This window comes from Pseudanabaena sp. lw0831, assembly GCF_016584665.1.
Taxonomy (GTDB): domain Bacteria; phylum Cyanobacteriota; class Cyanobacteriia; order Pseudanabaenales; family Pseudanabaenaceae; genus Pseudanabaena.
Window position 1 is genome coordinate 66,839 of sequence record NZ_BBJB01000067.1, and the last position, 22,330, is coordinate 89,168.

25 protein-coding genes are annotated in these 22,330 nt (G+C 42.6%); 9 read left to right on the top strand and 16 right to left on the bottom strand.

Annotation, left to right across the window (positions count from 1 at the left end):
- Positions 1-271: 271 nt before the first annotated feature.
- On the top strand, positions 272-1,795 hold the full coding sequence (purF, locus tag APA_RS14005; protein ID WP_201322911.1) for an amidophosphoribosyltransferase: 1,524 nt from the start codon (positions 272-274) through the stop codon (positions 1,793-1,795).
- Complete coding sequence (locus APA_RS14010; RefSeq protein ID WP_201322883.1) at positions 1,792-2,253, top strand: VOC family protein; 462 nt, start codon at positions 1,792-1,794, stop codon at positions 2,251-2,253. The genes purF and APA_RS14010 overlap by 4 nt, the downstream gene beginning before the upstream one ends.
- On the opposite strand, the gene APA_RS14015 is transcribed toward APA_RS14010, so the two are convergent.
- Both APA_RS14015 and APA_RS14020 read right to left on the bottom strand, forming a co-directional pair.
- Entirely contained in the window at positions 2,243-2,467 is a 225-nt protein-coding gene (locus tag APA_RS14015; protein ID WP_201322884.1) for a hypothetical protein, read from the bottom strand. The genes APA_RS14010 and APA_RS14015 overlap by 11 nt on opposite strands.
- A gap of 144 nt (positions 2,468-2,611) precedes the next feature.
- Complete coding sequence (locus tag APA_RS14020) at positions 2,612-2,962, bottom strand: Spx/MgsR family RNA polymerase-binding regulatory protein (RefSeq protein WP_201322885.1); 351 nt, start codon at positions 2,960-2,962, stop codon at positions 2,612-2,614.
- An 84-nt stretch (positions 2,963-3,046) separates the two neighbouring features.
- Here APA_RS14020 and APA_RS14025 point away from each other — a divergent pair, with 84 nt between their 5' ends.
- The 5 genes from APA_RS14025 to lipA all read left to right on the top strand — a co-directional run bounded on the left by APA_RS14025 (position 3,047) and on the right by lipA (position 7,753).
- On the top strand, positions 3,047-4,579 hold the full coding sequence (locus APA_RS14025; RefSeq protein WP_201322886.1) for a GUN4 domain-containing protein: 1,533 nt from the start codon (positions 3,047-3,049) through the stop codon (positions 4,577-4,579).
- Between the two features lie 119 nt (positions 4,580-4,698).
- Complete coding sequence (locus tag APA_RS14030) at positions 4,699-5,304, top strand: hypothetical protein (RefSeq protein WP_201322887.1); 606 nt, start codon at positions 4,699-4,701, stop codon at positions 5,302-5,304.
- A 178-nt stretch (positions 5,305-5,482) separates the two neighbouring features.
- Positions 5,483-5,935, top strand: coding sequence for a transcriptional regulator NrdR (nrdR, locus tag APA_RS14035; protein ID WP_201322888.1), 453 nt, complete (start codon positions 5,483-5,485; stop codon positions 5,933-5,935).
- Between the two features lie 219 nt (positions 5,936-6,154).
- On the top strand, positions 6,155-6,463 hold the full coding sequence (locus APA_RS14040; protein ID WP_201322889.1) for a DUF3155 domain-containing protein: 309 nt from the start codon (positions 6,155-6,157) through the stop codon (positions 6,461-6,463).
- Between the two features lie 411 nt (positions 6,464-6,874).
- On the top strand, positions 6,875-7,753 hold the full coding sequence (gene lipA, locus APA_RS14045; protein ID WP_201322890.1) for a lipoyl synthase: 879 nt from the start codon (positions 6,875-6,877) through the stop codon (positions 7,751-7,753).
- A gap of 158 nt (positions 7,754-7,911) precedes the next feature.
- Here lipA and APA_RS14050 read toward each other — a convergent pair whose 3' ends face one another.
- The 9 genes from APA_RS14050 to APA_RS14090 form a co-directional block, all read right to left on the bottom strand.
- A complete protein-coding gene (locus APA_RS14050; protein ID WP_201322891.1) occupies positions 7,912-8,334 on the bottom strand; it encodes a hypothetical protein in 423 nt (140 codons plus the stop codon).
- 51 nt (positions 8,335-8,385) lie between these two features.
- Complete coding sequence (locus APA_RS14055; protein WP_201322892.1) at positions 8,386-9,129, bottom strand: Uma2 family endonuclease; 744 nt, start codon at positions 9,127-9,129, stop codon at positions 8,386-8,388.
- 27 nt (positions 9,130-9,156) lie between these two features.
- Positions 9,157-9,405: a DUF4926 domain-containing protein gene (locus tag APA_RS14060; RefSeq protein ID WP_201322893.1), complete on the bottom strand. Its 249-nt coding sequence runs from the start codon at positions 9,403-9,405 to the stop codon at positions 9,157-9,159.
- Entirely contained in the window at positions 9,402-9,737 is a 336-nt protein-coding gene (locus APA_RS14065; protein WP_201322894.1) for a DUF6883 domain-containing protein, read from the bottom strand. The genes APA_RS14060 and APA_RS14065 overlap by 4 nt, the downstream gene beginning before the upstream one ends.
- Positions 9,738-9,741: 4 nt before the next feature.
- Positions 9,742-9,969: a DUF433 domain-containing protein gene (locus APA_RS14070; RefSeq protein WP_201322895.1), complete on the bottom strand. Its 228-nt coding sequence runs from the start codon at positions 9,967-9,969 to the stop codon at positions 9,742-9,744.
- A 188-nt stretch (positions 9,970-10,157) separates the two neighbouring features.
- Positions 10,158-10,571, bottom strand: a complete 414-nt coding sequence (locus APA_RS14075) for a type II toxin-antitoxin system VapC family toxin (protein WP_201322896.1) — start codon at positions 10,569-10,571, stop codon at positions 10,158-10,160.
- Between the two features lie 2 nt (positions 10,572-10,573).
- On the bottom strand, positions 10,574-10,810 hold the full coding sequence (locus APA_RS14080) for a hypothetical protein (protein WP_201322897.1): 237 nt from the start codon (positions 10,808-10,810) through the stop codon (positions 10,574-10,576).
- A gap of 21 nt (positions 10,811-10,831) precedes the next feature.
- A complete protein-coding gene (locus APA_RS14085; protein ID WP_201322898.1) occupies positions 10,832-11,056 on the bottom strand; it encodes a DUF433 domain-containing protein in 225 nt (74 codons plus the stop codon).
- Positions 11,057-11,343: 287 nt separating this feature from the next.
- The gene (locus APA_RS14090; protein ID WP_201322899.1) at positions 11,344-15,009 is read right to left on the bottom strand and encodes a tetratricopeptide repeat protein; all 3,666 of its coding nucleotides are present in this window, start codon (positions 15,007-15,009) and stop codon (positions 11,344-11,346) included.
- Positions 15,010-15,347: 338 nt separating this feature from the next.
- Between APA_RS14090 and APA_RS14095 the strand changes: the two genes are divergently transcribed.
- Entirely contained in the window at positions 15,348-16,046 is a 699-nt protein-coding gene (locus APA_RS14095) for a hypothetical protein (protein WP_201322900.1), read from the top strand.
- A gap of 57 nt (positions 16,047-16,103) precedes the next feature.
- On the opposite strand, the gene APA_RS14100 is transcribed toward APA_RS14095, so the two are convergent.
- The 5 genes from APA_RS14100 to APA_RS14120 form a co-directional block, all read right to left on the bottom strand.
- Positions 16,104-16,337, bottom strand: a complete 234-nt coding sequence (locus APA_RS14100; RefSeq protein ID WP_201322901.1) for a hypothetical protein — start codon at positions 16,335-16,337, stop codon at positions 16,104-16,106.
- 2 nt (positions 16,338-16,339) lie between these two features.
- On the bottom strand, positions 16,340-17,032 hold the full coding sequence (locus APA_RS14105; RefSeq protein WP_201322902.1) for a hypothetical protein: 693 nt from the start codon (positions 17,030-17,032) through the stop codon (positions 16,340-16,342).
- A 62-nt stretch (positions 17,033-17,094) separates the two neighbouring features.
- Positions 17,095-17,883: a YoaK family protein gene (locus tag APA_RS14110; RefSeq protein ID WP_201322903.1), complete on the bottom strand. Its 789-nt coding sequence runs from the start codon at positions 17,881-17,883 to the stop codon at positions 17,095-17,097.
- Positions 17,884-18,101: 218 nt separating this feature from the next.
- The gene (locus tag APA_RS14115) at positions 18,102-18,680 is read right to left on the bottom strand and encodes a hypothetical protein (protein WP_201322904.1); all 579 of its coding nucleotides are present in this window, start codon (positions 18,678-18,680) and stop codon (positions 18,102-18,104) included.
- Positions 18,681-19,626: 946 nt separating this feature from the next.
- Positions 19,627-20,808, bottom strand: coding sequence for a HEAT repeat domain-containing protein (locus tag APA_RS14120; RefSeq protein ID WP_201322905.1), 1,182 nt, complete (start codon positions 20,806-20,808; stop codon positions 19,627-19,629).
- A gap of 490 nt (positions 20,809-21,298) precedes the next feature.
- Between APA_RS14120 and APA_RS14125 the strand changes: the two genes are divergently transcribed.
- Entirely contained in the window at positions 21,299-22,288 is a 990-nt protein-coding gene (locus APA_RS14125; protein ID WP_201322906.1) for a permease, read from the top strand.
- Positions 22,289-22,330: the final 42 nt, after the last annotated feature.

The window sequence follows — 22,330 nt, forward strand, 5'->3', positions numbered from 1 at the left end:
TATAACTATTAAGACTTCGTTACGTTCTAGAATTGATTTAGAACCAGAAAACAAAATATAAGTTTAGTTGTGTCTTACTACACAACCTCGTAATTAAGTTTACAGGGCAAAAGGACAAATTAAAACCCAGAAGAGAGAGTGCGCCGCTTCACGGCGCACTCTCTCTTCTGGGTTTGGCTTACTAAATTTTGGTTAAGAAATGCTTAACACTGGTACGATCTAAGAAGGGGCTTTTCTCTTCTACCAAACTAATGTATTGCGTATAACTGCTATGTTGCCAGACCATTCTGACCATTCTGTTTTTGCTGATGAGATACCTAAAAACCTTACAAATCATAGAGATTTTGACGATCTAGATTTTAATAATGACATCGAGGCTGACAAACCACAGGAAGCTTGTGGTGTTTTTGGAGTACTGGCAGCAGAAGGGGATGTTGCTAAGCTCGTATATTTTGGGCTGTATGCCTTACAGCATCGTGGACAGGAATCAGCAGGTATTACTGTCTACGATGAGCAGGGTACGACCCATACACATAAAGCGATGGGATTAGTTGCCCAAGTATTTAATGAAACGATCCTCTCTGAAATGAAGGGAGCATTAGGGATTGGGCATAATCGCTATTCGACTACAGGTTCGAGCAAGGTTTGCAATGCTCAACCGATTGTCGTAAATACCAGACTAGGCGATTTCTCCCTTGCTCACAATGGCAATTTGGTAAATGCAACTGAGTTACGCGGCGAACTGTCGGCACAGGGTCACGCCCTCGAATCAACTACCGATTCTGAAGGAATTGCTTTTGCTGTTGGTGAGGCAGTAGAAGAGGGCAAGGATTTGCAAGAGGCGATCGTAACAGCGTTGCGTCGATGCCATGGGGCTTTTAGTTTAGTAATGGCGATGCCTAATGCGATCGCTGGAGCAAGAGATGCCTATGGTGTTCGTCCTTTGGTAATTGGCAAAACTGAAGATGGTTCTTATGTTCTGTCATCCGAGACTTGCGGCTTAGATATTATTGGCGCTGATTATGTGCGTGAGGTTTTGCCTGGGGAACTGGTGATCATTACGCTAGAAAATGGGATTCAATCTTTACAATGGGAGGAGGCTAAGCCGAAGCTATGTGTATTTGAGATGATCTATTTTGCAAGACCTGATAGTGTCATGCATGATGAAAGTCTTTATACTTATAGACTGCGGATCGGTCGCGCATTAGCTAGAGAAAGTCCTGTAGAAGCCGATATTGTGATCGGTGTGCCAGATTCAGGTATTCCTGCGGCGATAGGATTTTCAAGAGAGTCAGGAATTCCTTATGGTGAGGCTTTGATTAAAAACCGCTATGTGGGACGGACTTTCATTCAGCCAACCCAAGCGATGCGAGAAGCTGGAATCCGCATGAAGCTAAATACGCTCAAGGATGTTTTGCAGGGTAAACGGGTAATTGTGATCGATGATTCGATCGTAAGGGGAACGACGAGTCGTAAAATAGTAAGAGCACTGCGTGAAGCTGGCGCAATTGAGGTACATATGCGTATTTCTTCGCCGCCCGTTACTCACCCTTGTTTTTATGGTATTGATACGGACTCGCAAGATCATTTGATTGCTTCACACAATTCTGTCGAGGCGATCGCCAAACAGATTGAGGTTGACACGCTTGCGTATCTCAGTCACGACGCAATGTTAAAAGCGACACAAATTGATACCACGCATTTTTGCACAGCTTGTTTTACTGGGAAATATCCGATTGAAGTTCCTGATAAACTCAAGCGCACCAAACTTATGCTAGAAAATACGGCAACATGACCAAGATCCTCTTTCATCTCGCATTTCCAGTAAAAGATATTCCAAGCACCAAAGCTTTTTATATTGATGGTTTGGGTTGTTTGGCAGGACGCGAGTCAAGCGACTCGCTGATCATGAGTTTGTATGGTCACCAGTTGGTAGCGCATGTTGATCACGAGAATATTGATTCTCAACGTGGCATCTATCCGCGACATTTCGGGTTAGTTTTCTATTCCGAAAATAACTGGATGGCTCTGTTAGAAAAAGTCCACGATAAGCGTCTTCAATTTTATCAAAAACCAAAAGTTCGCTTTGTAGATACTCCTTTAGAGCATCGAACCTTTTTCTTGGCTGATAATTCAGGCAACATTCTGGAATTTAAGCATTACAAATTTGAAAATGCAATTTTTGGTGAGACTGATTTCAACAAAGTTGGTGATACAGACTTTGCTCAACAGGTTCCTGTGGTTACGCTTTAACAAATGCCTCGCCTAGAGAACCCTTTGTTAAATACAAAAAAGAGATGACGCTAGCGCCATCTCTTTTTGTTTTATGATTGATTCCTGCTTTTAATTTTTTACGAAGCATTTGCAATTGTTTTTTCTTTTGGCGTTGGCGAGCAGAACCACCTTTGCCTTTATCGTTTCGACCTTCTTTGCGTGGGGATTCCCATCGCTTTAGTCTTTGGCTCATGTTTTTATACCGATATTGATTTTTTTACAGATAATTTAACGCTCATTAAATTAATAATCTAATATTACGTTAGTTGAATGAATAATTACTATCACTCTTGAGAATGAGAGCGTGCAGAGAACGCTCCCTCATTTAGGATAATTTTTAGGCTAGTTTTTGCTTGATTTCTTCAGGATTTCTAAATCCGATCGCGATCGCCTTACCATCTTTGACAAATAAAGGGCGTTTTAGCAACATTGAATCTTTGGCATAGGCTTCAATCCATTGGATATGTGACCATGTATCTTTTTCGGTGCCCAGAGATCGATAGGATTGCCCAGATGTATTTCGCATTAATCTTTCCCCTAATGCGTTTACCCATTCGGCGATCGCAGTTCGAGACGGCGGATAGTCTTTGGTATTGATAAATTCGTAGGCAATTCCTTGATTGTCTAACCAAGCGATCGCTTTTTTGCAGGTTCCACAATTGGGTATGCCATAAACTTGAATAGACATAAATTTTCTCGGATGATGACTTGTTACGTATCTTATCCGATATAGTGGGCGTGTTTTGAACACCCGCTAACTTATAATGCCAGTATGTTAGGCAAGCTACTCGATCGCCGTTATCGGATTATTAAAGAATTAGCAGAAGGAGGTTTTTCGCAAACTTATCTTGCTGAAGATACTCGCTTGCCCAAAAATCCCCAATGCGTGGTCAAACATCTTAATCCCACCATTGATGATCCCGTTTTCACCCAAAAGGCTCTTGAACTATTTAAAGCCGAAGCCGAAACATTACAGGAATTGGGAAAACATGATCTGATCCCCCAACTTTACGCATATTTCCAAGAAAACAAAGAATTCTATCTCGTTCAAGAATTTATTGCAGGACATCCGCTCAGTAAGGAAATGTCACCTGGCAGTCAGATGGCAGAAGCACGAGTTGCCCAAATCATCAAAGAAGTATTAGAAATCCTGAAATTTGTTCATAAATACAATGTCATTCATCGCGATATCAAACCTAGCAACTTGATTCGTCGTCATAGTGATGGCAAACTGGTGTTGATTGATTTTGGTACTGTCAAGCAAGTACAAATGGAAGTTGCCAGCGCCCATCATAAAGCAAAAGTGACATTACCTATCGGTACACCTGGATATATGTCCTACGAACAAGAGCGGGGTCAATCTGTATCGAATAGTGACATCTATTCCTTGGCAATGCTGGCTCTACAAGCTCTGACAGGTAAACATCCTAGTCAGTTTCCGAGAGATCGCGACAATGAGATTACTTGGCGCAGCTATGCCAAAGTTAGTCGTGAATTTGCCGCAGTTTTAGATCGGATGGCCCGCTGCAATCCACGCGATCGCTATCAGACAGTTGATGAAGTTCTGAGAGACATCGCGAAACTACCAAAATTAAGTACAACTTCTCCTAGAATTACTGATGATCGAGAGGTTAAGTTAAGTCCTCTATTATTGCCATCAGCGATCGCATTGTTAGCATTAACTGGTGGAATTTATCTATTTAGTACAAGATGGAACCCGCTTAAAAGCAATAGTCTACCAATTAACAGCCTTAGTCCTAGCCCTAGTCCTTCTGTCTCCACACCTGAACTTTCACCGCCTCTTTTAGTTCAGCCTTCAGCAACACCTATACCAGATCGCAAGGCTAGCTATGGGCAACTAGGTATCTATCTCAAAGAGAAAAACTGGAAAGCCGCCGATCATGAAACTTATTTATTACTGCTCAGAGCCGCAGGAAGTCAATCTGATCGTGACGGGACATTTCACCCCGATGAATTAAATCGGATTACTTGCGCGGATCTGGTCTTAATCGATCAGCTATGGACACAGGCAAGTAGTGGCAAGCAGGGATTAACTGCCCAGAAAAAGATTTACGAAGATTTTGCTAAAGATATTCGTAAAACATATGAAAATATTGGTTGGCTCAGTCCTTCTGGCGAACTAGCGATCGATACTGCCTACGATAGCCAAACTACGCGATGGGAATATCTCGAAGGTCGTCAGCCCAATTTCAAGTCTCCGCCCATTGGTCATCTGCCATTTTTGCTACGCGATCCCAACAAAAATTTAGAGCGCATGGTTACCTTATATCGATGCTCGTCCTAATTTTTTAGCCCGCACGTGGAACGCACAGCAAATTGCGACCAAGAAAACCAAGATTTCCAGCAAAAATCTTGGTTTTCATTTCAGCACAATGCCATGTACACACTAAAAAGGATAAAAATATGAGATTAAATTTGCGTCATATATTTCCCCTATTAATTATTGCCAGCTCTATTAGCTCTGTATTGTTTGGTAATCATCTTACAGCGATCGCTCAAGTTGCTGATGTCCCCAATCCCGATAGTAATGGGGACTTTAGATCCGCCTTTCAACGGGGTAATCGTGGTTTCTATGTCATTAGCAAATGGCTAGTCGTGCAGCCAATGGGATCTGGGATAGAAGATTATGCTTTAAATTGTCGATACACCCCGAATGGACAGATTAGAGCGCGAATTCAAAGAGGTGCGATCGTTACTGCGGTTTTTAAGGGAAATCCGAATCTGCATAGAGCCGAACCTCCTGAACCATATAGTGACGCGATCGCTTTAGACAGTAACGGTTCTCCTTGGCTACGAGTTAGAGGTTTACAGAATGAGTTGGCTTACCCTGCTAAACCTGCGAGTTTTGATCAACTAGGTGAGTGCTATGTCAAAGCTAATTTGAAGTACATTGCCCCGATCAATCCTGATTCTCTGATGGCTTATGGCACTCATACATATTGCAAAGAGCAGCCCTTATATTGTCAACCCAAACTTCTAAAATGGCTATCATTGGGGCACATTCCATAGTTACCGAGCAATGCTCTGTAATAAAACCAGAAGATTTTTGTTGAGAGTCTTGCTTCGCAAGACTCTCAACAAAAATCTTCTGGTTGGGCGAAACTGACCACTATAATTTACAGTTGTTATAGATAGAGTAAAGCTTTGCTCTGCGCTATGTTCTACACACCACATTTTGAGATATGTCATGCTCTGCCCGTTTTGTCAGCATACCGATAGCCGTGTTTTAGAATCTCGTTCGGCAGAGGCAGGCTGTAGTATTCGACGCAGACGCGAATGTCTTAACTGTCAGCGTCGGTTTACTACATACGAACGCATTGAGTTTGTGCCAATTACAGTCTTGAAACGGGATGGAACCAGTGAATCCTTCGATCGCTCTAAGCTTTTGCGTGGCATGATTCGAGCTTGTGAAAAAACAGGGGTATCACAAACAACTCTAGAATCAATCATTGACGAAATCGAAGCGCAATTACAAGTACGCGATTGCCACCAAGTCTCAAGCGTGGAAATTGGTGAGATGGTGCTGCAATATTTACAAGATGTTAGTGAGGTTGCATATGTGAGATTTGCTTCAGTATACCGACAGTTTCGGGGGGTTCGAGATTTTGCCGAAGCTCTAAACCACTTCGCCGCAAATTAATGTCAAGTTTGTTACAGCGATCGATAAAGCAAAATAGAGATGTGTACCTCGCTCTGCCTCTAGCTTCTGGGTTTTAAATTGATGTCAAGCTATAGTGCAGAAAATGCCTAGTGACAAAAATTTGTAAAGAAAAGTTGAAATTTTTTATTGACCCTAGCTATAATAACAATGTTTTGTAATCCCGATCGCATTTCAGGGTCTAAATTAGGAGGTATCAATTTGGCAAGGAGACGTAAGCGCAAAAGTAGACGTCGCCAAGAAGGGCGCAAAATCCTAGAACATATTCCTCAATTTAGTATCGATAGCGGCGAAGACAAGCCAGTGACGGCTGCACGAAAGTACATTCATACACATGGCATTCTTCCTCCAGCACTGTTGCTTGTAAGACGTAACGAGCATACAACAGATCGATACTTCTGGGCAGAAAAAGGACTATTTGGAGCACAGTATGTTGAAGAAAATCACTTCTTGTTCCCTAGTCTAAAACCACCTGAAGAAAGAGAAGTTGCACTGGCTGGAAGTAGATAAATATTTATCAGTCTATCAGAGCAACCAAAAATCTCGCTTTTTCTATTGGTCACTTTTTTAGCAATTTATTTATAGATCCTTATTTCTTCTACAAACGGCAAACGGCGTTTGTCGTGGCAATTTGAAGAAATAAGGATCTATTTGTAAACTGCTGAAAAAATACGTATGCTAAATATATTTGATTTGTTGTCTTGTTAAATACACCTAAGATTTTTACAGTTATTTAGGTAACTGGAAAATGGGGATTTTATTTATTTATACAGATATTACCTGTTGAACTGTTTTATTACATCTTCCAGAAGTGACATTACACTTCTGGATTTTTTTGACCTTGCGTTTTGCGCTGTAAAATACAAAACGTTACACAAATTGCATGAACTGCATAAGCTTGAGATCTAGGTAATTACAAATATGGCAGTCAAACCAGATTGGTTGCGAGTTAAAGCCCCTCAATGGGAGCGCGTTGGTAATGTTAAAGAAGTCTTGCGCGACTTGGGGCTAAATACTGTGTGCGAAGAAGCATCTTGTCCAAATATTGGCGAATGCTTTAACCAAGGTACTGCAACATTTCTGATTATGGGGCCAGCTTGTACTCGCGCTTGTCCTTACTGCGATATTGATTTTGAGAAAAAACCTCAAGCTCTCGATCCGATGGAGCCAATTAATTTGGGTGAAGCGGTGCGACGGATGAAGCTTAAGCATGTCGTAGTTACTTCAGTTAATCGCGATGATTTGCCTGATGGCGGTGCTTCTCAGTTTGTGCGATGCATCGAAGAGATTCGTAAGTTGATGCCACAAACTACAATTGAACTTCTTATTCCCGATCTCTGTGCTAATTGGCAAGCTTTAGAAACAATTTTAGCAGCGCATCCCCATGTGCTTAATCATAATACGGAGACTGTGCCAAGGCTCTATCGCAAAGTGCGACCACAGGGAGAATATCAGCGTAGTTTAGAACTATTACGTCATGCCCGTGAAATTGCGCCTTGGGTTTATACAAAGTCAGGGATTATGGTGGGAATGAGCGAAACCTATGAGGAGGTTTTGGAGGTGATGCGTGATTTGAGAACAGTTGATTGCGATATTATCACCATCGGTCAATATCTGCAACCTTCGGCAAAGCACTTGACTTTGCATGAGTTCGTAACTCCTGAGCAGTTTGAATCATGGAGGATTGCTGGTGAGGCGATGGGATTTCTGCAAGTAGTTTCTTCGCCGCTTACGCGCAGTTCTTATCATGCAGAACAGGTACAAGCGTTAATGAAGCTATATCCCAAAGCTAATATCTAGGAATTTGTGTAGAACAAATAGCCTCCTGATATTTTAATGATACACAAACATCGCGATCGCCTCTCACCGCCCACAAACCCGATCACCTATTTACCCCAACATCAAACAGCGATCGCTAAATTCGATATAGATCGCGATCGCATTCCTTTCTAGAAACTTTACTTTTTGGTTGCTTCTGGATTGATGTAATCGCAAAAGATGTTGATACCTACTTTAAGAATATAGAGAACGACGACGGTTGCGATCGCAGGATCAATCGGAAAGCCCACTGAGTGAACGACAGAAACAATTAAACCTGTGAGTAATGGAGCGCTGGTGGGATTTTTGTTATATTCTTTGACCTGATTTTGAAAGCCTTCTTTACCGCAAAGTTCTTGACGGAAGACTGTGACTGTGGATTGCCAAAGTTTGGTTTGGCTGAAGTCTTGTTTCCCATGTTGTTCTGTCCATAGCTCCTCAAAGCTTTTCTCAAGATCGCCATTGGTTTCGTTTATCAGGGCTAAGGTCTTTTGAGCAGGATCATAGTCTTGCAAAAGTTGGCTAATGTTTTGGATTTCGGTTGCAGTTAGTTGAGTAGTCATAATTTTCAAAATGTGTAAGCTAAAGCGCGATCGCTCACCATTGAATCATAGCTATAACTGGGGCTCTATTCCCACAGCGCGAAGTTGTGCCATCAAAGTTTCAACTTTCTGGCGTTCCTGCTGGGCAAGTAGTCGTTCTTGTTCAGAGCTTTCCCAGCCTGTCAGTAGTAGATTACCAGATGAGTCCCACCAACGCAGCCAAGGTAAATCTAGGTTTTGATAGATTCCTTGCCAAATGCCAAGTTCTACGCCCAGTCCGTCAATGGAATAATGTCCGCGCTCATTTGCCGCGACTAATTCAAATTTATTGGCTACATGGCAATATAACTCAATGCTCGATTTCTCTACTTCGTAAATACCGTAAAAAGCAGGGCGAATTACTTGCTCATAGACGAAGAATTTGCCTACCCAAGGTGTGCGATCGCGTTCTTCTTTACCGCTACCTGATATAAATTCTAGAACGATCAGGGGCGCAATAAATTCTTGCCAAAGCACATAGGAACGGCGGGGTTTTCCATCGAGGTTGGGAGGTACATTTGGCACATAAAACCAGTCGGGCGCTTCTGCTCCTTTTTCGGGTGGTTCGGTCATGCGCCAATAGATTCCCGAATCTTGCCCGATCGCATACTGCCCGTCAGGATGCAATTTTTGTAAATGTGGCTCAATTGAGTCGGTGAGTAAAATACTTTGTGGGTGTTCTTGAAAGTTTTTCACAAATGTACCGTCGGAGTCTGGAAGTTGTGTATGGTCTGGCAGGATGACAGGATTGGTAGACGGGTCTAAGGTGAAGGTCATATTATTTATGCACTTTTTTCAAATTAATTAACTTGCTAGGGCAAGAGTACGCACGCTAAAGATTTGGTTGGATTGTAATGGAATAACCCAAGACTTAGGAATAGCGACAACATGAATGGACTCACCTAATGCGTTGAATACTTCCAAAATACAGCCTTCTTCTCGATCGCTAGGATGGAGTACAAAGTCGATTAGTGTGGCGATATCGCCTTTTTTTAGTTGGTATTCTGGCAGATCGCGATTCAGATAAACTTGTTGATATAGTTCGAGATTCATGATTTTTTCTCCTTGTATGGTTTCAGGGTAATAAATTGAAACTTCTGATCGATCGCTCTTTGCAGCCAAACTGTAGTTACAGATAGTTGGCGATTGTCCAGTCCAGTGACTTCGCCAGTAACTAGAAAAAATAGCCCATATTCATTCTGTATATCTGGAATTGCTTCAACATTATTCGCTAGTTCTCGAATTGCTGTCTTCAGTAAGTCTGGATTGTCTTGAGTAAATCCTGCTTGAGCTAAGTATTGTGATTTGTCATCTTTTGCTTTTAGTACCAGCAGGTAATGAGTAATTTTGCCATCAGGGATAACTGCATCATCAGGAATTTTCACATCTTTAAGACCTCAGTAAGACGATTTGCTCAGGGGCTAATTCGGCAGCATAGCTGATGGTGGCAAAAATATCTTCAGGTGTGAGGGTAGGGTAACTCTGCAAGATTTCTGCTTGGTTGACTCTGGCGGCGAGGTTGTCGAGAATGACTGACACCATGATTCTCGTTCCTTTGATGCAGGCTTTACCATGACAGACTGATGGATCTGTTGTAATTCGATCTTTCCACGCCATAATTGTTTACTCGGTTTTACAAGGTTTGTCGATCCAGTTTTGGCTTAGTGCTGGGTTGGGATCGGGCGATCGCTTGACAAGGTTAATTTTAGACTCTGGAAAGGGTTTTTGTGTCATGTCTTTGGACAGCTAAACACTTGAATTCATTATACTTCAGCTAAACTATCGTAATTTATTTGCTCTTAAGCCTATTCAGGAAAGAGGATTGTGAATCCCTCTTGAGCAAAGTGTTTATCGTTGGTTAAGACTTCAGAAATACCAATTTCTTTCATGATCACCATTGAGATGCAATCTACCAAGCTATAGCCTTTGTCTGGACGTTGCTCATAGAGATCGATTCCTTTTTGTCTGATTTCTGGTGTGTAGAAGATAATTTGAATATTTGGATCTTTGAGAAAGATTTTGTAAAGTTCGGAGACTTTAAGACGCATTAAATCTCCTCTTTTAGAAGAGTAAGCAAATAGCTCGTCAATAATTCCATCGCTAATAATCAATGGTGAATTAGAGAGTTCTTGGCTCACTTCGATCGCTCGCAAGTGCCAAGTATCTCTAGAATTTATGAGGGCAATCCAGTAGAAAGTGTCAGCAAAGATGGCTTTCATGGCTAGCGTTTGGGTGTGCCGTAGATGTAATGATCGTGTTGGGCTGCGCCATCGGTGGGTAGTTGCTCTAATATTTCGGGGGGGACATCTGCCATGAGTTCTTGTACTACTTGCCAGATGGGTTTCTGTGGTTGGGTGTAGCGGGTGTTTTTAGTAAACATGAGAAAGCCCAGAACTTCTTGCAGTAAGGTTTCGGGACTTTGTTCGATTTCTTGGAGTAGTTTTTCTTTGGTTGTCATGGCTTTGTTATTGCTTAAATTTTATGCGTTTGCTGATAATGAAGTTAACGTGCTTTCGCTAGTAAAGGCAAATACGGCTCTGAGTGAATTTTGGTTTAGGATGGGATAGTTTTCAAATATTTGTTGTTCTGTCCAGCCTGCGGACAATAAACCCAAAATAAACTCGACGGAAAGCCTTGTGCCTTTGATGACTGGCTTGCCGACTAAAATATCGGGATCGGAGTGGATATAGGTTTCCCAGTTCATGTAATTGCTCCCTAAGTGCTAAATTGTTTGCGATTTGCTTTGATCCAGTTTTGGCTTAGTGCTGTGTTGGGATCTAGAGATCGCTTGACGAGGTTAATTTTAGATTCTGGAAAGGTTTTTGATGTCATGTCTTTGGGCAGCTAAACACTTGAATTTATTATACTTCAGCTAAATCGCGATAAATATCATCATCCATTTTTTCCTTTTTCCTTTTTAATTTTGCCTTGATAAGATCGCCTGTTGAAAGTTTTGCCGCGCTTCTCCATATTCTCGCAATTCATCAAATTTCAAGTTAATTCTAGCGCTTGTTCGAGTTCGTCAACGGTTACGCCTAAAACCTTTGCTATTGAGCCTAAAAGGCTTTTGTCTTGGGTGGCTTGATAGATGCGAGAGAGATTTTTTACAGTCATTTCCACATTATGCCGATCTTGGAATTGAACAAAGATTTCTAAGGCTTGTAATAGATTTTGACCTGCTTCAGTGAGGTTGTTTTCTGCTTCCGCTAATAGTCCCAATTGTCCATACGTGCTGGCTTGGAAGTATTGATCGCCAAATTCGATTTTGATCGCGAGAGCCTGTTGATAGTTTTGCCGCGCTTCTCCATATTCTCGCAATTCTTGGGCTACTCTTCCCAACTGTTGGTAGGTGCTGGCTTGGGAGTAGCGATCGCCAAATTCGATATCGATCGCGAGAGCCTGTTGATAGTTTTGCCGAGCTTCTCCATATTCTCGCAATAAATAGGCAACATTTCCTAACTGGTGGTATGTGCTGGCTTGGGAGTAGCGATTGCCAAATTCGATAAAGATCACGATCGCCTGTTGATAGTTTTGCCGAGCTTCTCCATATTCTCGCAATTCTTGGGCTACTATTCCCAACTGGTGGTAGGAAGTTGCTTGTTGATAGCGATCGTTAAATTCATGAAAGATCGCAATAGCTTGTTTGTAATTCAGTTTTGCTTCTTCATACTCTCTTAATTCTAGAGCAACATTTCCTAACTGGTGGTATGTGCTGGCTTGGGAGTAGCGATCGCCAAATTCGATGTTGATTGCGAGAGCCTGTTGATAGTTTTGCCGTGCTTCTCCATATTCTCGCAACTCTTCGGCTACTCTTCCCAACTGGTGGTAGGTGCTGGCAAGTGCGGATTTTACTTGTGTTTCTGCAACATCAGTAAGTTGTTGAAAAAGAATTACGCTTTTTTGATAAGCCGCTCTTGCATTTTGATAATCTTTCGTTTGCAAATAACAAACTGCTAGCCGATCAAGTGCCATTATAATTTCAAGACCTATCTTACCTATGCGTATTTTGAGAGGATAAGATTCTTGTTCTTGCGCGACAAACTTTGACAACTTCAATGCACTCTGATTATCGCTGTTAGTATAGAAGTATTGAAACAGGCAAAAGAAAATATTAATACTTTCTTGATTTGCCAAACAAGTTTGCAGCGAATTGTAGAGATTTTCGTATTCCAATCGACAGAAGAAGATTCCTAGCTGGCGTTCTTGCGGATCTTTGGATTTCATTAATTGATTGTAGGAACCTGCCAAGCCTTGATAGTGATTCTTAAAACCTTCTTGCAGTGCCTTGTGTGTCGCTTCATCCAAACTCGCTAACTTAGTTTTCAGGAAATAGGGGAAAATCGGTTGAATTGTCAGCTGACGGTTTGACTCATCCCTTCCTTCCAACAAACCCCAATTAATCGCCTCCTGAATCGCCGCATCAAAATTCGCAAAATCATAATCCTGAAATGGTTCTAGCTTTTGTAATTCTTCTGCATAAATGGGAATAAGATTGCGATGAATAAATCCCGTAAACGGCGCGAGACAAATCAATAACCTTTGAGCATCGGGCGACAAATTACTGTGGGAATATTCCACACACTTCAAAATACTCTTGGTTTTATCCTCACTCCCACTATCCAAATCAAAATCCGCCGCCTGCAACGCATCCAAAATCTGCGACGGTGATTGACTTTTCAGATTTGGCAACACCACCTCCAGCGCCAACGGATACCCCGCCAACACCTTCATCAATCTTGTAAACTCTGGATCGGCTTCGATCGCCTTTACCCTCTGCGGCACATGACGCGCCAAAATCCTTTGCGCCAACAGCGTCCTTGCCTCTTGGTCTAGCCCCCGCAACCCATACACATTTTGCTGAAAAGTCGCCGCCTTCAGCCAATCCTCAGCACAGCGCGACCCAAAAATCACCCGCGTCTTGCCCCCCGCTAACTTCTTCAGAAAATCTCGCAACTTCACCTGTTCCGCTTGCGGCAAAGTATTCGGAATCGCCAAGGGTTCCCCCGTCACCGACTCCAAATTATCCAAGATCAACACATGACCCGCACCCCGCAACAACGCCACCAACTTCGGCACTTGCGCCGCCTGACTCATCGCCTGAAACCTACCCATCTCAAAGCGGTCATACAGCCTCTGTCCCAACTCAAACAAAATCTGCTCTAGCGTCCAAGCCCTCTCATCGTAACCAAAATAGAAAATCTGCTCCCCTTTTTCACTATCCGCAAAATGCGTCTTCTCCCACCATTCCCGCAAAAAATTTAACAGCGTCGTCTTACCCGTACCGCCCATCCCCTGCAACAGCAGCATATTGTGCCGCGCCAACGCCTTCTCAATCCTGAGAATATCCAAATCCCGACCCACAAACTCATACTCAGGCTGCACAAACTCAAACGCCCGACCCAACGACTCAAAATAAGTCTCCTCTTCTCGCGCCGTAAACTCCCGCAAATTCAAATTCACCTGCTGCGTGCCATACACCACAGGCAACAACCAATCCTCCAACGGAATTGAATAATTAAAATAAGCTCTCCGTTCCTTCTGGTTAAACAACTCGCGCCGCCCCAACCGCACCGCATCTTCCAATAGCTTCTTATTGAAAATCTGCTCATACACCGCCGCCATCATCACCTTCGCTGCCGTCACCGTGACGCTATAGCCCATCGCCACCACCATCTGCATACCCGCCGCCATCAACCGACTACCCAGACTCGTCTCGCGATAGTCCTCTACTAGCCCCGTCTCCGTACCCAACTGTTTCCCCGACTGACAAGCATTCAGCATACAGACAGGAATCCGCTTCCCCGTCAGCAAATCCGCCAACTCCGTCGCCTCCACTAAGTCCTCTTCCCCATCCTCATTTCCCTCCAATACTAAAAATGCCTTCACACCACTATAGGCTGCAATCTGAGTTCTGCCATACCTTTGCTTAAAGGTCAGCGCATCCGCCGCCGCCTTATTCTCGACATTGCACTGGTCATAGGTCAGCAAAGCCCCATGACAATCAAAATGAATCATGTGATAATGCCCCGCCCCCTTCTCTTCCAAATGCCTTGACAAACCCTCAAATGTCGCAGGACGCAACAAATCGATCTTCACAGGCAACTGACTATTGCCCAAAGCCTCAATCAAAGGACGCGAAATCACCCGATAAGCCACATCATTTTTAGAAGGTCGCGCCGTCACCATCAACACATTCAGCGTCGGCGACTGATTCACCGCCGCCATCACCGCCGTCGGCTTGGTACTTTTTCGCACCATCACACAATCTACTGCCAAAGGTCGAGGCAACTCCGCATCGCGCAACGCCTCCCAATGCAAAGCCTGAAACTCTGGATTAATCCCCTCAATCTCAAACCGCAATGCCCCCAAATTGTCCCTTAATCGCAAATAGTCCGCATAAGCCTTTCTATCCGCAAAAATCTGGTCAAACAACCGCGTGCCATATTCCCTGATACTAGCCGCCACATCGGCAGCCGTAGTCGTATCCAGCATCGGAAACCTCAACCACTGCTCGAAATACCACTCCAGCCGCGCCTCCTCCGACTTCAAAAAGGGATCGCTAACCTTGATATTTGGGTAATCACGCCCATCAATCCGCAAAGTGGCAAGAAAGCCATCATCCACCTGTTGCTCTTCACGAATCGTAATTACGGGCATACATAATCCCTCGATGATCAGCAGTGATATCTAAAAATCATATCTCAGAACTCATTTAAAAATAACTTTCTACGGTTGAAAACCTGAAAACCCTTTTTTAAGCCTCTTAAAAAAGCTACCTTGTATACAGGTCATCTGCTTTCGTCTACACACAAGTAGCCAAGAACTCAAGTTCTTGGCTAAAAGCTAAAGTCATCTAAAGATGACTGAACAAAGAAAGTCAACCCGTTTCAACGGGTTTTAGCTCTTAGCCCGCACTTGAGTGTAGGGCGTTCGTGATTCATGCAGACAATCTAGACTTATGCATAAACAATATTGAGAGTTTGAACTTAGAAAATATGCCAAATCCGCCTTTAGAACAACTTTTTTACTCCAGTCTGGTTACAGAACACATAGTCCCTAAAGGTCGAGACTTCGCTTTTAAACGATGGCACAATAACTTAGTAGAAACCTCAAAACAATATGAAGGCTTTCTGCGCTGCGATCTATGCCCTCCCCTCAGATGTAAAGACCCAGTTGTGAAATGGTATTACATATTCCATTTTGATTCGCCAGAACATCTCAATCAATGGATGGAGTCAAGCGATCGCAAGCAATTATTAGAATCTGGACAAGAAATATTTTCCGCCTATCGATTTAAGTCTTTTACTACGGGCTTAGAGGGCTGGTTCTCTGCGCTGTCAGGTAATTCAGAATATAAAGGGCTTGGCCCCCCGCGCTGGAAACAAATCCTCGCTGTAGTTTTAGGGCTTTATCCTGTGGTGATGATGCAGGCGATCGCATTTTCGATATTAGGAATTATGCAATCTTGGTCACTAGCTAGTTCAATGATTGTGAATAATCTAATTACTTCGACAATCCTGAGCCTGTATGTAATGCCTTTGATCTCAAAAAGCTTAAGTTTTTGGTTGCAACCTGCCTATCGCCCCATGTCACTCAAAACAAATTTAATTGGCGCTACCTTAGTCGCAGTCAGTTTGATACTAATGGTGAGCATATTCAATGGAGCTTTGGGAATGCTGTCAACACGTCCGTAGAGATAGCAGAACCAATTTATAAAACAAAAAAGCGGCGCTTCGCGCCGCTTTTTTGTTTTACAGAAACCTTGAACCTAATCTCCGAATCACATGAACGGACTCGTACCATAGATGTTCTGGGGTGATGCCAAACGCAACTTTCGCCACGATGAGCGCGATCGCGACAATCAAAAATGGTGCTAAAAATGATTTTGCGACTTTCTGTAAAGACGCAAATATCACCATTGAAGCAACTAACGCTGCTACTAATAACAGCCAATCTTCGAGCCGACCTGATAGAATTCCATCCATGATTATTGCTTTGCCTCAGCAGCTTTCATTTTGGCACTGATCTTTTCGACAATTGATTCTGCTGATGGCGCTAGAGGAGACTTATTCTTTGCCATGTTCATGCCAGCAGTAATTTTTTCGCCGATTTCTTCGGGTGTAGGAATAAATAGCTGCTTATTTTTCAAGAATAATTGTTTCTTCTGAGCAGGAGTGAGCGTTGCAAAAATATCTTTTTTAGGAATAGCTTTAAATACTGCGCTCAACTTAGTCTTTTGGGCTGGAGTGAGAGTTACAGCCTTAAAAGCCTTGCGAAAACTAGTTCCTGCGGCAACCTTAGCCGCAAATTCTGCTTGCTGCTCTGGAGTTAAGACACTCTCAATTTGAGGTATTATTTCTGTTTCTAATTTGGCTAGCAAATTAGTTGCTTCATCAGTAGGTTTTGGTGCAGCGACTTCTGCTACTGGTGCAGCAGCTTCAGGTGTAGCGACTTCTGTTACAGGTGCAGCAGCCTCTGGTGTAGAAACGTCTGCTACTGGAGCAGCAACTTCGGGTGCAGTGACTTCAGGCGCAGCAACAGACTCCATAGCATCAATTTCTGCCGCAGCCAGCAAAGTTGCCGCAGGCAGAGAGTGTGACTGTGCTTGAGCAGCATTGCCAGTGAGTAGTCCCACAAAAATTAGGGCGCTGATAAAAATCGAGAGTAAACGTTGTTTCATTACTTTTCCTGAAAGATTTTATAGGAATAAATAAGCATTACTTGGCAATGCTTATTTGCTATTTAAGTTAAAGGTTTACGACCATGTTCGACATAGGCAGCGATCGCCAAAATCGAAATAATGATCAAAGGTAGAGACAAACTCCACCAAGACTCAGAAACCAAGACAAAGCAAGCAGCCAGCAATCCACCAAGGGCAAAACCTGCGATCGTCGGTACAAATCGACAGATCCGTTCTAAAGACTCACTTGCTTCAGTTTGGGTTGCTTCAGTTTGGATACTTGCAAACTTAGCGAGAAAAAACTGCACAACATCAATGGTGAGTTGTGTAGTATTTCCAGTCATTACTGTTGTCGGAATGTAGCTTTTGAATACTCCTTTTGCTTCCTTCATCAAGGCATTTTGAATCGCCATTGCGATTACGCCAGATATACCAATGGGTAGGATCAAATCTTCTTGCACATCAAATAGAAGATCGGGCGAAAGCGTCATTCCCATTGCTAGGAAAACTGCTAAAGCGATCGCTTCCGCTGTAAGTAAGACTCCAAACACACACCATTGTTGACGACGAGAAAAACGAGCAAGCAGAGAAGTCAAAGCGACAGTTAGCACAAATGTTGGCAACATCAATAAACGAGTAATGGTTGTCTCAGTGTCAGCACTTACAAATGAAGAACCCGCTAAAGCTATGTTGCCAGTCACATGGGCTGTAAATAGTCCAAACAAAATAATAAATGCAGAAGTATCAACAAACCCAGCTACCCAACTTAATAGAAATCCTGCTGGTCCATCACTGATTAAGTAAGCACTGAGATTAAACTTGAATTGCGATCGCGGAATTGCTGAAGTCATTTTCTTGCCTTGAATTAGAGCTTATCCCAATTCTCAAAATGACAATACCGTTTTGAGAATTCAAAAACCTTGCTAGGTTTGATTTTCAATTCTCAAAAGTTTAACTGCATTTTAGAGAATTGGTATTAATAGATTGTTGACAAGTGTTAGGTGATTTCCACAAAATAACTTACCAAGCAGGAGATAGGTAGGGTGGGCAATGCCCACCTTACTAATTTCTAAGGAATAACAACTTCGGCAGGTGCGCTTTCTACTGCTGGCTCAGTTACTGCTTCTGGAGCGGCGGATTCAGGCGCTGCTTTTTCTTTGTCTTCAACTGCTTCTGCGGCAGCGGCTTTCTCTGCTTCTTTAGCTTTTTTGGCTTCTAGCTTAGCTGCCTCTTTAGCTTTTTTGGCTTCTAGCTTGGCTGCTTTTTTAGCCGCCTTTTCCGCAGCTTTAGCTTCTTCTGCTTTAGATTCCTCTGCTTCCTTTAGCTTTTTGGCTTCAAGTTTCGCGGCGGCTTTGGTTTTTTTTGCTTCCGCCTTTGCAGCAGCTTTGGCTTCTGGAGTTTCCACTACTGCTTCCGGCTCTACAGCCGCATCTGCGATTAGGCTAGAAAAAATTCCACCATTTTCAGTCGCTTTTGCAGACAAGATCGCAATATCAAAATTGGATGCTGTTACAGATGCTTGTGCATGGACAGGATTCCCCAAAAACACACTCAACATCAGGATTAGTGATAAACACAGGCTGTTAAATCTAGTAATTAATTCGGGGCTAGGTAATTTAAACATGGTGCTAAATTTGTTCTTAAGCATACTTTTACTCCACTAATTTTTGATTGCCAAAATCAACTAATAAACTCAATCTAGAATTAGCGATCGCGCTACTTGCTTGTCACTATCAATGTCATTAAAGGTGTCAGCAAAGAATAGATTGAACAATTAATTTTATGACTAAACTAAAATTGGCGCTCTAATGATTTGGTTTAATTTGCAAGATCTATTACAACAGGATGTTTGCAGAGCAATAGTATTCTAAATTACTTTTTTGTCGAATTAATTCTAGATATAATAATTGCTTTATTATCTTTAAATCCATTGACATCAACATTTTAGAAGATAGTTGATATTAATAAAACCTCTAATATTCTCATTGATATTTATTGCAATATTACAGATAATGATTAGCTATTCATTGTCTGCTATTAAATATTTTAACTGCAAGTAGGAAGCGGTTTTTGGATTGCTTTACTACTAACCTAGTGAGGAGAAAATTCTATCCAAGTAGTTTAGGATTACTATAAAATCTCATTATGAATTAACCAAAATTATTTAGCCATTAAAGTTAGAATTCGCCTTAAGGGCATTTGGTGATTTCTATTTAAAATTTACCCAACCCTAACCCTCTCCTTGAAAAGGGTAGGCAACAACAATTCCACTTTCTCACTTTTTAAGTGGGAACCACGACTTATGTCTATGATGATGGGAACTTCTTTAAAAGAAATGTCCTTAAAAGTGTCTGGATGTGGGTTTCAATTCTTGAAAGTGCAGTCCCACTTTTAAGAATTGGCATGATTTACCTATAAAACACATGTATACAGTATACACAAAAAGTTGATGTGACAATATTTAACTAAAAAAAGCCGCTACTCTCAGTATGAAAATCGATTTCCAACAAGAAAAGAGGCGATGCACAGCATCGCCTCTTTTCTTGTTGGGGATTTCAATATAGACGGCGCACAGCGCCGCCTATTAGAAAGATTTAGCCCTGAATTGTCGTAAAGTCTGACTCGTCGCCAAAATCTCTGAGATTGGAGACAGAATAATTGGGTATGGCAACCGTATGCTTAATATTATTTAAGATTTCCTGAGCTTCAGGCGAATTTACTTGTGCTAAGGCCCTCAAAATAGCACTGCGGACTGAGCGATCGCGATCTTTTATCGATTGTGAGAGATAGAACACAGCATCATGCGAGCCAATTTCCCCCAAGGCTAATGCTGCATCACAACGTACATAGGCATATTCATCATCTCTCAGGACTTGGGCAAGCATTGGTACAACTTCCTCCATGCCAATCTGCCCTAAGGTGCGAGCGGCGACACTGCGGGTATGACTGGAAGGGTTGTAAAGCATTTTTGAGACAGGAGCAATAGCGGGAGCACCAATATTCTTTAATGCTTGTACGGCTTGGGACTGCACACTAATATCATTGTCAGTAAGTAAACTCGCTAGGGAATTAGCCGATAGAGGCGATTTAATCTGACCCAGCGCCCAAGCAGCTTCAAAACGCACTGATTTACTGCCATGCTCAAGAGCGTCGATTAGGGTGGTGACTGCTAGGGGTGAACTAATTTGACCAAGAGAGTGAGCAGCATGAACTTTGACCATGTCATCATTATGTTTTAGTGCCTCTACTAAGGGTGATACTGCAGGTAAACTGGCTCGACCTAATGCTTTGGCGCTTGCTGCTTGGACTTGTATTGATGGATGCCGCAATAACTTTACTAAGGAACCGATCGCTTCATTACTGCCAATCCAACTTAGCGCTGCTGCTGCTTGCCAGTGAATTTGACGGTGAGGATTTTTGGTAGCGGCGATTAAAGGTGGGATTGCTAATGGCGATCGCAAATAGCCTAGGGCGATCGCAGCTTTTTTGGATACGGCAACTTCATCGCTTTCGAGACGCTCTAGCAAAGCAGGCAAGACATTATCGCGGCAACGAATTATTTTTTGTAATGCTAAGGAAAATTGGTCAGAGCGCACAGCCGCATCAAACTCAGCTAAAATTGCTGACTCGCCACCTAGATCGGGCGCGGACATCGCATAGCGATCTTCAGGTAGCGCATATCCAGGAGATACGGGAATCCGATAATCTTCTAACTTCGGCGGCGTGATTTTAGAAGCGATCGGGATTGTGGGTAGTTGCGGATCTGGTGCGGTCATGGCGGCTATGTCCTACTAAGCATTGGTGCATGTTTTTAGTCCCGTTACCCATTGCAGCAAATTTTAATTTTTGCTGTATTAACACGCGATGTGCAACTAAAAGTCTGAAAGACCTGATTTCTCGTACTGCACTAATGAGGATTTTGAATTTTCGGTAGCTCAAACAACCTCAGAGCAATAGCTCAAAAATAGTTGCACATCGCGTGTATTAACATTACATTTTACGAGAAGAGTCCCAAAAAATTTTAAAACGTACAGCACTTTATAAGCTTCTGAGTACCTCGGCATAATTAAATATAAAAACCTAAACCTAAAAACTGTACTGCCCGCGCAGCGGACGGTACAGTTTTTAGGTTTTTATATTTAATTGTGCTTAGCTACTTATAGTTGTTAAGCTAAAAATTAACAATCTAGCAAACGCCTTAAATCCTAGAAATTAAAGGGGCGATTTGTGTCCTTACAATTTCTGGGAATGCTAAATAGCGCAACTATGAACCAAATTCTCAGCGCCTTTACTTTGTTTTTGAGCCTCCTTGTGGAAGCAATACCGTTTTTGTTGATGGGGGTTTTGCTGTCAGGAGCTTTATTAATATTTGTGGATGAGCGCAAGCTTATCGCGATTTTACCCAAAAATCCATTTCTAGGCGCATTAGCGGGAAGTCTACTCGGATTTATGTTTCCTGTCTGCGAATGTGGCAACGTACCTGTGGCGCGGCGACTTATTTCTCAAGGCGCACCGATTTCGGTGGCAGTGAGCTTCTTAATGGCTGCTCCAACAATTAATCCTGTGGTAATTTGGGCAACTTGGACAGCCTTTCGCGATCAGCCTGAAATTGCGGTATTACGAATTGTGCTTTCATTTGCGATCGCTACAATTGTTGCTATGGTCTTTAGCTCCCAAAAAGATTTACGAGCTATTTTGCAACCAAATATTGCTCTTGCTTTACCAGCCCCAAAGGTCAAAGCGGGGGCTGTACCTGTGGGCACATTTTTTTTGGGAGAAGATCGCAGTCAGCCTTTAGATTTTGCGGGTTATTTATCGTCAAGTAATCAAATTGTCACTAAATCTTTGCCCGATCGCTTAAATCTACTGTTGGATAATACGCTTGCAGAAATGCGTGAGTTAGGGGCAATCCTCGTTATGGGTAGTGCGATCGCGGCGGTAATTCAGGTATGGGTTCCCCGCGATATCATTCTGGGTTTGGGGCAGGGGCCAGTTAGCTCAATTGTCGCAATGATGATCTTGGCGGCAATCGTTTCGATTTGCTCGACTGTGGATTCATTTTTTGCTCTGTCCTTTGCCTCCACTTTTACGGGCGGATCACTACTAGCATTTCTCGTTTTTGGTCCAACAATCGATCTCAAGGCGATCGGCTTGATCTTAACTATTTTCAAAAAACGCGCCGTGATCTATATGTTTTTACTCACGGCTCAGCTAACTTTTTTAAGCTGCCTATTTATAAATTTTCAGATTCGTTAGGAATGAAAATTTAATAAAACCCAAAACTGTTGGGGCGGGCTT